At 61.6% G+C, this 12,551-nt stretch carries 14 protein-coding genes and 1 other RNA gene; 8 read left to right on the top strand and 7 right to left on the bottom strand.

Features of this window, described 5'->3' with window-relative positions; translation table 11 throughout:
• Positions 1–3: 3 nt before the first annotated feature.
• The 3 genes from I7X43_RS13260 to uvrB all read right to left on the bottom strand — a co-directional run bounded on the left by I7X43_RS13260 (position 4) and on the right by uvrB (position 3,977).
• Complete coding sequence (locus I7X43_RS13260; protein WP_198101431.1) at positions 4–1,221, bottom strand: IscS subfamily cysteine desulfurase; 1,218 nt, start codon at positions 1,219–1,221, stop codon at positions 4–6.
• Positions 1,222–1,229: 8 nt separating this feature from the next.
• Entirely contained in the window at positions 1,230–1,772 is a 543-nt protein-coding gene (locus I7X43_RS13255; RefSeq protein ID WP_198101430.1) for an Rrf2 family transcriptional regulator, read from the bottom strand.
• Positions 1,773–1,922: 150 nt separating this feature from the next.
• A complete protein-coding gene (uvrB, locus tag I7X43_RS13250) occupies positions 1,923–3,977 on the bottom strand; it encodes an excinuclease ABC subunit UvrB (RefSeq protein WP_198101429.1) in 2,055 nt (684 codons plus the stop codon).
• Positions 3,978–4,126: 149 nt separating this feature from the next.
• Here uvrB and I7X43_RS13245 point away from each other — a divergent pair, with 149 nt between their 5' ends.
• The 8 genes from I7X43_RS13245 (at position 4,127) to I7X43_RS13210 (ending at position 8,742) form a co-directional block, all read left to right on the top strand.
• Complete coding sequence (locus tag I7X43_RS13245) at positions 4,127–5,410, top strand: polyhydroxyalkanoate depolymerase (RefSeq protein ID WP_198101428.1); 1,284 nt, start codon at positions 4,127–4,129, stop codon at positions 5,408–5,410.
• Entirely contained in the window at positions 5,410–6,075 is a 666-nt protein-coding gene (locus I7X43_RS13240) for an RnfABCDGE type electron transport complex subunit B (RefSeq protein ID WP_198101427.1), read from the top strand. Before I7X43_RS13245 ends, I7X43_RS13240 begins: the two co-directional genes overlap by 1 nt.
• On the top strand, positions 6,072–6,701 hold the full coding sequence (gene nth, locus I7X43_RS13235) for an endonuclease III (RefSeq protein WP_198101426.1): 630 nt from the start codon (positions 6,072–6,074) through the stop codon (positions 6,699–6,701). The genes I7X43_RS13240 and nth overlap by 4 nt, the downstream gene beginning before the upstream one ends.
• Before the next feature lie 29 nt (positions 6,702–6,730).
• Positions 6,731–6,940 (top strand): DUF904 domain-containing protein, encoded by a 210-nt coding sequence (locus I7X43_RS13230; protein WP_198101425.1) that lies wholly within the window; start codon positions 6,731–6,733, stop codon positions 6,938–6,940.
• Complete coding sequence (locus I7X43_RS13225; RefSeq protein WP_198101424.1) at positions 6,937–7,254, top strand: cell division protein ZapA; 318 nt, start codon at positions 6,937–6,939, stop codon at positions 7,252–7,254. Before I7X43_RS13230 ends, I7X43_RS13225 begins: the two co-directional genes overlap by 4 nt.
• Positions 7,255–7,263: 9 nt before the next feature.
• A non-coding RNA gene (gene ssrS, locus I7X43_RS13220) (6S RNA) lies at positions 7,264–7,448 on the top strand.
• Positions 7,449–7,474: 26 nt separating this feature from the next.
• Entirely contained in the window at positions 7,475–7,927 is a 453-nt protein-coding gene (locus tag I7X43_RS13215) for an EVE domain-containing protein (protein WP_198101423.1), read from the top strand.
• A gap of 11 nt (positions 7,928–7,938) precedes the next feature.
• Positions 7,939–8,742, top strand: a complete 804-nt coding sequence (locus tag I7X43_RS13210; RefSeq protein WP_198101504.1) for a sulfite exporter TauE/SafE family protein — start codon at positions 7,939–7,941, stop codon at positions 8,740–8,742.
• A 1-nt stretch (position 8,743) separates the two neighbouring features.
• Here I7X43_RS13210 and I7X43_RS13205 read toward each other — a convergent pair whose 3' ends face one another.
• The 4 genes from I7X43_RS13205 to sbcB all read right to left on the bottom strand — a co-directional run bounded on the left by I7X43_RS13205 (position 8,744) and on the right by sbcB (position 12,531).
• The gene (locus I7X43_RS13205) at positions 8,744–9,718 is read right to left on the bottom strand and encodes a GGDEF domain-containing protein (protein ID WP_198101422.1); all 975 of its coding nucleotides are present in this window, start codon (positions 9,716–9,718) and stop codon (positions 8,744–8,746) included.
• Between the two features lie 6 nt (positions 9,719–9,724).
• Entirely contained in the window at positions 9,725–10,018 is a 294-nt protein-coding gene (locus I7X43_RS13200; protein WP_198101421.1) for a hypothetical protein, read from the bottom strand.
• Positions 10,019–10,058: 40 nt separating this feature from the next.
• Positions 10,059–10,970: a GGDEF domain-containing protein gene (locus tag I7X43_RS13195; RefSeq protein WP_198101420.1), complete on the bottom strand. Its 912-nt coding sequence runs from the start codon at positions 10,968–10,970 to the stop codon at positions 10,059–10,061.
• 67 nt (positions 10,971–11,037) lie between these two features.
• Complete coding sequence (sbcB, locus tag I7X43_RS13190; protein WP_198101419.1) at positions 11,038–12,531, bottom strand: exodeoxyribonuclease I; 1,494 nt, start codon at positions 12,529–12,531, stop codon at positions 11,038–11,040.
• Between the last annotated feature and the right edge of the window lie 20 nt (positions 12,532–12,551).

Here is a 12,551-nt window from a genome sequence, read left to right as displayed (position 1 = left end):
CTATCAGTGCGCGGCCCACTGGATGGTCGACAAGTCGACGCCATCCTTGAACATCTCCCACAAGGGTGAGAGGTCGCGCAGTTTGGCCACCCGGTCCTGAAGCAAGCGAACCGCCGTATCGATGTCTTCTTCGGTGGTGAACCGGCCAATCGTCATGCGCAGCGACGAGTGAGCCAACTCATCGGAGCGGCCCAACGCACGCAGCACGTAACTGGGTTCCAAGCTGGCAGAGGTACAGGCCGAACCCGACGAGACCGCCAACTCTTTCACGCCCATGATCAACGACTCCCCTTCCACATAGTTAAAGGAAATGTTGATGTTGTGCGGCACCCGACGCTCCAAGTCGCCGTTGACGTAAGACTCTTCAATCGAGGCCAACCCCGCCAGCAATCGCTGCTGCAAAGCCCGCACGCGCGACAATTCCGTCGCCATCTCCTCCCGCGCAATGCGAAAGGCCTCGCCCATACCGACGATTTGATGGGTAGGCAGCGTACCCGAGCGCATGCCCCGCTCGTGACCCCCACCATGCATCTGCGCCTCCAAGCGCACCCGCGGTTTTCGACGAACGTAAAGAGCGCCGATCCCTTTGGGGCCATAACTCTTGTGGGAAGCCAGACTCATCAAGTCAATCGGCAAGGTCGACAGGTCGATGGGCATCTTTCCCGTCGCCTGCGCGGCATCCACATGGAAAATGACCCCCAACTGTCGGCACAGCGCGCCCAGGGCCGACAGGTCCTGAATCACCCCGATTTCGTTGTTGACCGCCATAACGGACGCCAAGATCGTTCCAGGCTTGCTGACCGCAGTCTTGAAGGTCTCGTAATCCAGCAGGCCGTTTGGCAACACATCCAGATAGGTCACGTCGAAACCGCGGCGCTCCAACTCGCGGCACGTGTCCAAGACCGCCTTGTGCTCCGTCTTCACGGTGACGATGTGGTTGCCGCGGGTCTTGTAGAACTCAGCAGCGCCCTTCAACGCCAGATTGTTGCTTTCGGTTGCCCCACTGGTCCACACAATTTCCCGCGGATCGGCCTGAATCAGGGCCGCCACTTGCTCCCGCGCTTTTTCGATCGCTGCTTCGGCCTCCCAACCATAAGCGTGACTGCGTGAGGCCGCATTACCAAAATGCTCGCGCAGCCAGGGAATCATGGCGTCAACCACACGGGGGTCCACCGGCGTGGTGGCACCGTAATCCAGATAAATGGGCAAATGAGGAGTCATGAGAGAACTTACTTGCTCAGCACCGTGCCGAGATCAAAAACAGAATTGGGGGCGTTCACGCGGATGGGCTTGGTCAGCGGCGACGGCTGGAAAGCCCGTTTGATCGAACTCACCGGGATTTCTTCGACCGCCACGCCTTTGGCGCGCTGCTCTTCGACGATCTGCCCCAGGCTAACCCCAGAGAGAAAGTCCAGCATGCGCTCGTTCAACCGGGTCCACAAATCGTGAGTCAAACATGCCCCCGTGTCGTGACCCATGCAGTTTTCATGGCCACCGCAGCCCGTCGCATCCAGCGCTTCATCCACGGCTTGAATCACGTCAGCCACCGTGATGGTGTTGCTCGAGCGCGCAAGGGTGTAGCCCCCACCGGGACCCCGCGTCGACTCCACCAAGTCCGCGCGCCGCAGCTTGCCAAAAAGCTGCTCCAGGTAAGACAGCGAAATTTGCTGTCGTTGCGCGATAGCCGCCAAGGAAACCGGCCCGCTGTGTTCGCGCAAAGCCAAATCAACCATGGCGGTCACGGCAAATCGACCTTTGGTGGTCAGGCGCATGGCGTCACTCCCTCAGAGGAAACGGTGGCACGGAGCCCTTGATCAGGGCATACCCTTGTAATTGTCGAGCATTTTAGTCACCTATTTCAGGAGCGGATCAAAACAAGCTGATGGCCGCCATAGCGATACCCTATGAAACTGGCGGCGAGTCTAGGCATCTCTCTTGCTGGCACCCAACATTTGCTCTTTGAATTGCGCCAATTGATCCCGCAGTCGTGCTGCCTGCTCGAACTCCAGGTTGCGGGCGTGTTCCAGCATCTGGCGCTCAAGTTGCTGAATGCGCCGGCCGAGTTCTTTTTCACTCAAGCCCTCGACGCCTGGGACCACAGGCGCTGCCGCGACATCGCGCCCCCGATCCGACACCACGCCGTCAATCAAGTCCCGCACCCGTTTGGCAACACCGCGCGGCGTGATGCCGTGCTCCGCATTGAACGCCAACTGTTTGGTGCGACGACGTTCGGTCTCTTGGAGCGCCCGTCGCATCGAGTCCGTCATGCGATCGGCATACAGAATGGCCTGGCCGTGAAGGTGGCGGGCCGCCCGCCCAATCGTCTGAATCAGACTGCGCTCACTGCGCAGAAAGCCTTCTTTATCGGCATCCAGGATGGCCACCAGTGAAACCTCGGGAATGTCAAGGCCTTCCCTCAAGAGATTGATCCCGACCAGCACATCGAAGGTCCCCAGGCGGAGGTCGCGGATGATCTCCACACGCTCCACCGTGTCCACATCGGAATGCAGGTAGCGAACTTTGACGCCGTTTTCGTGCAAGTAATCGGTCAACTGCTCGGCCATGCGCTTGGTGAGCACCGTCACAAGCACCCGTTCCTGCACGTCAACGCATTTGCGAATCTCGCTGAGCAGGTCGTCCACTTGATGAGTGGCTGGTCGAACCTGCACCACGGGATCGACCAACCCCGTCGGCCGCACCACCTGCTCGACAACTTGTCCAGCTTGACGCTTCTCGTAGTCCGCCGGTGTTGCCGAAACAAAGATCGCCTGGCGCATCTTGCGCTCAAACTCTTCGAACTTCAGAGGGCGGTTATCAAGTGCTGAAGGCAGGCGAAATCCATACTCCACCAAAGTCGTTTTGCGTGCCCGATCCCCGTTGTACATGGCCCCGAACTGCCCGATGGTGACGTGGCTCTCGTCGATGAACATCAAGGCGTCAGCCGGTAAGTAGTCCACGAGCGTCGGCGGGGCATCACCCGGCGCAGCCCCGCTGAGGTGCCGTGTGTAGTTTTCAATACCCTTGCAGTGCCCGACTTCCTGAAGCATCTCGATGTCAAACCGGGTGCGCTGCTCAATCCGCTGGGCCTCCACCAATTTGCCGTCCTTCAGAAACTCCCCGACACGCTGGCGCAGTTCTTCTTTGATGGTTTCCAGGGCCGCCAAAACACGCTCCCGTGGCGTCACGTAATGGCTGCTCGGATACACCGTGAACCGGGCCAACTTCTGCTGAACCCGCCCCGTCAAAGGATCGAAAAGACTCATGCTTTCGACCTCGTCGTCGAACAGCTCGATGCGCAGCGCCAATTCCGAGTGTTCGGCCGGGAAGACGTCCACCGTGTCGCCGCGAACGCGGAAATGCCCCCGCGTGAATTCCAGTTCGTTGCGGCTGTATTGCATCCGCACCAACTGCGCAATCAGGTCACGCTGACCCAGGGTGTCGCCGATTCGCAGGGTCATGACCATTTGGTGATAGTCGCTCGGATTGCCAATGCCATAGATGGCTGAAACCGATGCCACGATGACCACGTCCCGCCGCTCGAGCAAACTCTTCGTGCACGACAGGCGCAATTGCTCGATTTGCTCGTTGATGGCGCTGTCCTTTTCAATGAACAAGTCCCGCTGTGGGACGTACGCCTCCGGCTGGTAGTAGTCGTAATAGCTGACGAAATATTCAACGGCGTTCTTGGGAAAGAACTCACGGAACTCGCTGTAGAGCTGGGCAGCCAGCGTCTTGTTGTGGGCAAACACGATAGCCGGTCGCCCCATGCGAGCGATCACGTTGGCCATGGTGAAGGTCTTGCCCGATCCCGTCACCCCCAACAGGGTCTGGTAAGTCAGCCCATCCTGTAGGCCTTCAACCAACTGCTCAATCGCGCGCGGCTGGTCACCGGCGGGCGGAAACGGTTGGTGCAACTGAAAGGGAGAACCCTCAAATTGCACCCATTCGCCCGCGGGTGCTGCAGTGGTTTCTGACATGACGGGGCCGAGTGAGAAAAACCGCGAAGCTTACTTTGACCGCGCCAAAATTCACACCTTGCCTCTCGTCGCCGCCGGGAAATTCGATTTCCATGTTGCAGCGCACCATTTGAGGCAAGATGCACCTTCCTCTCGCTCGGATCCCCTCCATGCTGTACCAACTCTACGAAGCCCAGCGGGCACTGCTCAGCCCATTCGCCGAGGCCGCCTTGGCCGCCGGGCAGTTGTACAGCCACCCGCTGTCTCCCTTTGCCCATGGCCCCCTGGCGCCCCGTGTGGCAGCGGGCCTGGACCTGATGCACCGCCTGGCCAAGGCCTACGAAAAGCCCCCATTCGCCATCGATCAGGTTGAGGTCAATGGCGTTCAGGTCGCCGTTCAAGAGCGCGTGGCCATCGAAAAGCCGTTTTGCCGTCTGGTCCGCTTCAAACGTTTCACTGACGATGCCGAGCAACTAGAGCGCATGAAAGATCAGCCCACCGTACTGGTCGTGGCGCCCCTCTCCGGACACCACGCGACGCTCTTGAGAGACACGGTGAAGCAACTACTCAAGGAACACAAGGTTTACATCACCGACTGGATCGACGCGCGCATGGTGCCGCTGGATGTCGGGCCCTTCCATCTGGATGACTACGTAACCTATGTACGCGAGTTCATCGATCACATTGGCCCCCATGCTCACGTGATCTCGGTTTGCCAACCCACGGTGCCCGTGCTGGCAGCGGTCTCTTTGCAGGCTTCAGCGGGGGGCGTCGTCCCTCGCTCCATGACGATGATGGGGGGCCCCATCGATGCCCGCCGCAGCCCCACGGCCGTCAACAACTTGGCCATGAACAAGAGTTACTCCTGGTTCGAAAACAACGTGATTTACCGCGTTCCGAGCCATTTCCCCGGCGCCGGACGTGCGGTTTATCCTGGCTTCTTGCAGCACACCGGGTTCGTGGCGATGAATCCAGGGCGACACCTGTCCAGTCATTACGACTATTTCCTCGACTTGGTGCGCGGCGACGAGGAGTCGGCCGAATCGCATCGAGTCTTCTACGACGAGTACAACGCCGTACTGGATCTGCCTGCGGAGTATTACCTGGACACCATCAAGACCGTGTTCCAAGACTTCGCCTTGGTCAATGGCACCTGGGTGGTTCGTGGCGAACCCGTTCGCCCTCAGGACATCCGCAATTGCGGTTTGCTGACGGTGGAGGGGGAGTTGGATGACATTTCCGGGGCGGGGCAGACCCGCGCAGCACACGATCTGTGCACCGGGATCACCAAAGATCATCAGCACCATTACGACGTCAAGGGCGCCGGCCACTACGGGATTTTTTCGGGCCGACGTTGGCGGGAACACGCGTACCCCGTCGTGCGCGACTTCATCCGAGCGCATGACCGCCGTCAGCGCAGCGTTCCGGTCAAAAAACAAAGGCGCATGGCTTGATGTCTTGGCAGGATTTGAGTGCCCATCTTCTGGATGCCCTCCCGCAGACCCAGTGCACCCGCTGTGGCTACCCCGACTGCCAAGCGTACGCCGAGGCCATCGCACGGGACGGTATCGCCATCAACCGTTGTCCTCCCGGTGGGCAGGCGGGCGTGGTGCGCCTGGCTGAAATTACCGGGCGGGCTGTGATTGCGCTCGACCCAACCTGTGGCATCGAGGCCGAGCGCGCCGTCGCGTACGTCGACGAAGCTTGGTGCATTGGCTGCACGCTCTGCATCAAAGCCTGTCCGGTCGATGCCATCGTCGGCGCGGCCAAAGCCATGCACGTGGTGCAAGCCGATGCCTGTAACGGCTGTGAACTGTGCCTGCCCGTGTGTCCCGTCGACTGCATTCGTATGGACCCCGTCGCGCCAGGCCTGACGGGTTGGGCTGCCTGGAGTGCGGACCAAGCCACTGAGTCGCGCCGGCGTTATCAACACCACAAGGATCGGCAGCCCGAGGCGGCACGCCGGCAAGCCGAGCGCTTGGCACACAAAGCGGAGGCCAAACTGGCCCACCTGCCCGATGCGCTCAAGCACCCCGAATCTGCAGAACGCAAACGGGCCACGGTTGAAGCCGCCCTGGCCAAGGCCCGTGCACGCGCAGCGGCGCGAAACGGCTCATGAAATCGGGGGCAGTTGAAGCCTTCTTCGCCACGCTTCAGGCTGCGAATCCGCATCCTGAAACGGAACTGATTTACGCCAGCACCTTCGAACTGCTGATCGCTGTCCTGCTGTCTGCCCAGGCCACCGACGTCGGTGTCAACAAAGCCACACGGCGGCTCTTCGCCATGGCCCCTACGCCGGCGCGCATGCTGAAACTGGGTGAAGCCGGCGTCATTGATTGCATCAAGACCTTGGGGCTGTTTCGTAGCAAAGGCAAACACGTGATGGCCACCTGCCAGCGCCTATTGGCCGAGCATGGCGGCCAGGTGCCACCGGACCGCGACGCGCTGGAAGCCTTGCCGGGCGTCGGCCGAAAGACAGCCAACGTCGTGCTCAATGTGGCCTTTGGTCAGCCCACCATGGCGGTCGATACCCATATCTTTCGCGTGGCAAACCGAACCGGGCTGGCGCCCGGAAAAACGCCGCGGGCGGTCGAAGAAGCCCTGCTACGCCGTATTCCACCGCCCTATCTTCTGCACGCCCACCATTGGTTGATTCTTCACGGCCGCTACGTCTGTCAAGCCCGTCAACCGCAGTGCGCAAAATGCGCCGTGCGGCCCCATTGCGACCAGGGCCGCACGGCCTAAAATCAACCTCTTTCGTGCCCGCTTTGACCATGGCCCCGCTTCCCGACTTGCTTGACCGCGTTGAACGATTGCTGGTGCGCCATGAGGAACTGGCCCGCACCAACGCGCTGTTGAACGACCAGATCACGGCCATTACGCAAGAACGTGACAGCCTGCGCTCGCGTCTTGCTGCCGCCCGTAACCGGGTCGATCAATTGCTCGCTCGACTGCCGGTCGAAACGCCAGGAGACCCGGCGTGAAGCAAGTGGATGTCAGCATCATGGGGCAGGCCTATCGGTTGTCTTGCCCGCCTGGTGGCGAAGCTGCCTTGACCCAAGCTGTGGCGGCAGTGGACCGCGAAATGTGTGCCATTCGTGATGCGGGCAAGGTTCGCGCACGGGAACGCATCGCAGTCCTGGCGGCACTGAACCTCGCCTTCCAGCTGGCTCAGCCCTCGCGCACGGCAGCATGGATTGACGCCAGACCCCAAGCTGAGGGCGGCGACGTGCCCGATTTGAGTGATTTGTTGCGTCGTTTAGATCAGGCGCTCGCCGCGGACGGCAACCTCCTCTGACACAATCTCCCTTGTCCATTGCGTTCGCGCGGGCTCTATATTTCCTTGAACCGATGCTCTTGTGAGCTTGGGCTTGGAACATGCCCAGCGGGCGTGATCGTCTCGCGTCAGATGAACCCGAAGCTCGGCTGACCTCGCCCACCTGAACCACCCTGGGTTCAGGAATGCGGTCCGCGGTGCGCGATGGACACCCCCAACCCCTTCCACCACGCTGCATTCCATGCAAACTTGGCTCATGAAATCGGAGCCCGATGAGGCCTCCATCGACGATTTGGAGCGGGCGGGGCGACTGCCCTGGACGGGTGTCAGGAACTACCAAGCACGCAACTTCATGCGCGATGAGTTTCGACTGGGGGACCGGGTGCTGTTCTATCACTCGTCCTGCCCCGAGCCGGGCATTGCGGGTTTGGCGTACGTGGCCTCGGCCCCCTACCCAGACCCCACGCAGTTCGATGCAAACAGCCCTTACTTCGACTCCAAATCGACCCCAACAAACCCTCGTTGGCTGCTGGTGGATGTTCACTTCGATCGAAAGACCGCGCTGCTTCCGTTGCAAGCACTCAAGGAGCACCCGGGCCTCGCCACGCTGCGCATCCTGAAAAGAGGAAATCGACTGAGCATCACCCCGGTCACTGACGCCGAGTGGCAGGTTTTGGAAGGGCTCCTCGCGTGACCGCCGCGCTAATGCTAGGCCTGATTGCACTGGGAATCGGGACGGGCTTTTTGGCCGGTTTGCTGGGTATCGGGGGCGGCATGGTGATGGTGCCAATTCTGACGGTCCTGTTGGACGGTTTGGGCGTCGCAGCGGACCAAGCTGTCAAAGTCGCCATTGCGACCTCCATGGCCTGCATCAGCTTCACCTCGTTTTCCAGTTTGCGTGCGCATCACCGCCGGGGTGCCGTCCGTTGGGATTGGGTTCGCCAACTGGCCCCCGCCATGGTGATCGGAGGGTGGGTGTGCGGAGGCGCACTCTTTGCCGCGCTCAAGGGGACTTGGTTGACCGGTTTTTTTGCGTGCTTTGTCGGCTTTTCCGCCCTCCAGATGTGGCAAGGCCCCCGACCCTCGCAGGCCGCAGATCAGGTGCCTCCTCGAGGACTCGTTTGGGCGGTCGGGGCCTTGATCGGCCTGTTCTCGGGCCTCGTGGGTGCGGGAGGCGGGTTCTTGACCGTGCCCTTCCTGAGTTCCATGGCGGTGCCGCTTCACCAAGCCGTGGCGACCAGTGCCGCAACGGGATTTCCCATCGCTGTCGCGAATTCGCTGGGTTATCTGCTGAGCGGCTGGCACTTGCCCAGTCCCGTTCCCGGGCTCTGGGGCTACTTTTACCTGCCCGCACTGGCGGTCTTGATTCCGTGCACCATGGTGACGGCACCCTTGGGCGCGCGGGCGGCGCACGCACTGCCCGTGGCCAAACTCAAAAAGCTGTTCGCCGGCTTGCTCGTGCTGCTGGCCACCTACATGGGCTGGCGCGCTGTGCAGCTCAGCGTGTAAATCAAGCCCTGAAGGGAATGGACGCCAGCGCCATCTGCTGGCCCCCGCGGCTTTGCGCCGCCTTCAGCGCACGCTGCGCCGCAGCAATCAACTCTCCCGCCGATGCGGCACTCAACGGAAAGCTGGCCACGCCCATGGACAGCGACAGCCCAAGATCCCGCCCGTCCCAGGCAACGATCTGCTGAATGGCTTGCCGTCGAACCTGGTCCATGCGTTGGTAAGCGGTGGCCAAGCCAACACCCGACAACAGAACCGCAAATCGTGCCTCGTCAACCCGGCTCGCCATGTCCATGGCCCGGGTATTGGCTCTTAACAGCCGCCCCACAGCGGCCAACAAGCGCTTGTTGCCCTCTGGGTCGAGCGAACTGGCGGGCGTGGTTTCCGCCCCGTCCAGGGCCAACAAGACCACCGAGAACTCGCGCTGTTCGCGCAGTGAAAGGTCAATCTCTCGCTGCAGCGCTTCCTCAAATGGGCCGCGGACCTGCAGCCCCGTGAACTCGTCGCGCTCCAGCCCCGCCTGCATTTCCCGCCGCAAGCCCTCGATCTCGGCCTGGTGCTGCTCGATTTGACGCATGGCCCGCGCCAGCTGGGTATCCCGCTGAACCGAATCGGTCCGCTCCAACCAAGCACAGGCCAAGCCTGCGCCATCCAGCGGCAGGCGGACCAGCGTAAATGCGCGACGCCGCCCACCCACCTCGACACGTTGCTCCACGGTCTGAGGCTGGCCCAACGCCAACGCCTGCTGATCGCCGCGGCGAAGGGCCGCTGCATCTTCACTGTGGAACAAGTCGACGTCCGCCAGCGTACCCAGCTCGCCCTCACCAATACCCAGCAAGCGCTTGAACTGGGTCGACGCGGCGACATACGGCCCACCCGGGGCCCGCTTCACAGCCCAAAACGCCCCCAAGGCTTCCAGCAAAGCCCACTGGGGCCCAGCCATTTCGGGCCCCGCGTGGTCCGAATCCAATCCAGTCATGCGCTGTCAGACGTAGATATCCAGCATGACGCCGGACACCTGAAGCTGGGTTTGGAGCACCCGCAAATTCGCGATGAACTGATACGCCGCCGTCCGCTGCTCCACCAGCGAACGCGCCAAGTCCGGGTCCTGAGCCGTCAACTGAAACTCACTTTGAACCCCCCGATTCAGCGCCGGCCGTGCCTCCGGATCGGCACTCATGAGCTTGGTCGACGCCAAAACCACATTGTTGGCCGAAGCGCGCAACTTCTCCTGCGCAACCGACAGGCCGGCCAACGCGGTAGACAGCTGAACGCTCATGGTGGGGCTCGCAGGTCAGTGTTGAATCGGGAGCAAATTATCAACCCGCGACGGTTTCAAAGCTACCACTGGAGACAAACACCCGAACGCAGTCACCGCCTGCGGCCTTGGCCTCACCGCAAGCCAGATTGGCAGCGGCCAGGACTGAGTCGGGGGTTTCTAGGCTCGGCTGTAACAACACCACGCCAATGCTGACTTTGACCCGTGCCCGGTGCAGCCCCCAGCGCATGCGGAAAGCCGCGATTCCGGAGCGCATCTTTTCGGCCACGATTTCAGCGAAATGCTGGTTGCAGTCCGGCAGCAGTACCGCAAACCGGTCCTTTTCAATGCGCGCCACCGAATCCGAGGCGCGCACCCGGGCTTGCAGCAGCTGACCGACGCCATACAGGAAATGATCGGCGGTTTCTTGCCCCATGCCGGTCACGATTTCACCGAACCGGTCCAAGTCCAGCCACAGAACCGACACCGGCTCGTTGCGCCGACTTCCAATGTGGTCCGACAGCCGACGCTCAAACTCCCGTCGGTTGGCCAATTCGGTCACAGGATCGTGCTTGGCCGTCCAAGTCGGGGCGAGCCGGGCCGCACGGGCCGCGGTGACGTCTTCAACGATCCAAAGCGCCTCGCCTTTGGGTTCCTGCCAGTCCAGGGGACTGGATCGCAACTTCCCCCAAAAACGCCCGCCATCCCCCCGAACGAATTCAATTTCTTCCGTGAACGGCTGACCCGACACATGGGCCGACGTCATCCGTTCCGCTGCGGCGGTGTGGCTGGCATCCGACACAAACACCGTGCGGATGGGTTTATTACTCAGTTCGTTGTCATCACCATGTCCGAACAGGTGATGAAACGACTCGCTGACCGACACAAATTGCCCGCCTTGGACAAAGGCTGCAGCCACCGGCGAGCGGGAGAGCAGGGCCTGCAGGCGGGGAGCGGCAAATGGATCCGACATGATCACTCCTGGACGGTTCTTGCCCTATCTTCCCTGATCGCGGGACCGGGTCAAGCGGCGCAATCCCTCAATTTGTACCTAAAGCACAGTCCTCGAACGGTGGCACCACGGCTTCCACCCAGTCCACCAGCGATTCCAGCACATGAAGGGCCCGTTCGTCCTCGCGCTCATGGGCTTGGTCCTGCAGTGCATCCAAGCGCTGGAGGTAGTCCGCCAGCCCCCCCCCGCCGGCTTCACCCCGGTGCAAGCGACGCGCCCGCTGCCCGCGCCAGCGCTCTTGCTCCAGTGGCGTGAGCGTACTGGGTTGGTGTCGCGCTCGAAAGCGCCAAACCAATTCCTCCAGGCGAGCATCCGAAAAGTTCAGGCGGCCCTCATGGATGCGCTCAGCCAGGGCTTGGGGCGCCAACCCGAGAACGTCACGCAAGAGGCGCCGGTCACCGTCTCCCACAAAGCCGCCGTATAGATTTGCCTCGGGATCGCATTCACCCGGCGCGACCACGGGGTAGACGTCCTCCCACACCCCTGCCAGCGCCGAACCGTGATCACGCAGCCACGCCGCGTGCAGCAGCTGCTGACGCAAATCCAGCCCCCAACGTTCCGCCAACTCAGGTCGCAGCGTTTGCAAACTGCTGACCACAAAGGGCGACTTGTTGGCATGCAAGGTCTTGATCGGCAGCCGCACGACCCCCTCCGGCAACTCAGACTGACGCACAAACAGGCGCGCCCGGATTTCATCCGCCTTCAACTCCAGCAACTCCCGAGGGTCAGCGGCCAAATCCCAGACGATCAATTCATTTTTATTGCGCGGGTGCATGGCCAAAGGCCACACGAGGGCTATACAGCCCCGCTCGACCCCATACATCCCCGACACGTGGAGCAGCGGTCGCGGCACTTCGCCGACTTCGGCCCAGACCGCTTCTTTTTTACGCAGCCGCAAGGCGAAGTCAAACAGCCGCGGCTGTCTTGCTTTGATCAAGCGGGCCAGCGCGATGGTGGCGCGGACATCAGACAACGCATCGTGCGCCGCCTCATGGGCCAATCCATTCGCCCGCGACAGGTTTTCAAGTTTGAAACTGGTTCGGCCGTCCTCCGCCGTTGGCCATTCAATGCCTTCCGGGCGCAATGCGTACGTGGCGCGAACCACATCCAGCAAGTCCCAACGGCCACAGCCGTTTTGCCACTCCCGCGCGTAAGGGTCCCTTAAATTGCGCCACAACAAATGACGCGTGAACTCGTCGTCAAACCGCAGGGTGTTGTAGCCGCAACCAACGGTACCGGGCCACGCCAATTCCCGCTCGATGCGCGCGGCAAATTCAGGCTCCGGCACCCCAAGCGCCTGACACTGCTGCGGGAGGATGCCCGTAATCAGGCAGGACTCGGGATCCGGCAAAACGTCGTCGGCGGGCTGGCAGTACAACATGACCGGATCGCCCACCTCATTCAAATCCCAGTCCGTGCGCACCCCGGCGAACTGGGCCGGTCGATCCCAGCGAGGAGAGCGACCAAAGGTCTCATAGTCGTGCCAAAAAAAGCAAGGGGGTGGCGAGGCTGCGCGATTCATGCGCTCAGGATAATGCCCCT

Origin of the sequence: Inhella gelatinilytica, assembly GCF_016093295.1 — a bacterium.
Taxonomy (GTDB): domain Bacteria; phylum Pseudomonadota; class Gammaproteobacteria; order Burkholderiales; family Burkholderiaceae_C; genus Inhella; species Inhella gelatinilytica.
Note: the sequence above shows the minus strand (reverse complement) of the source record. Positions and strands in the feature narration are given on the sequence as shown.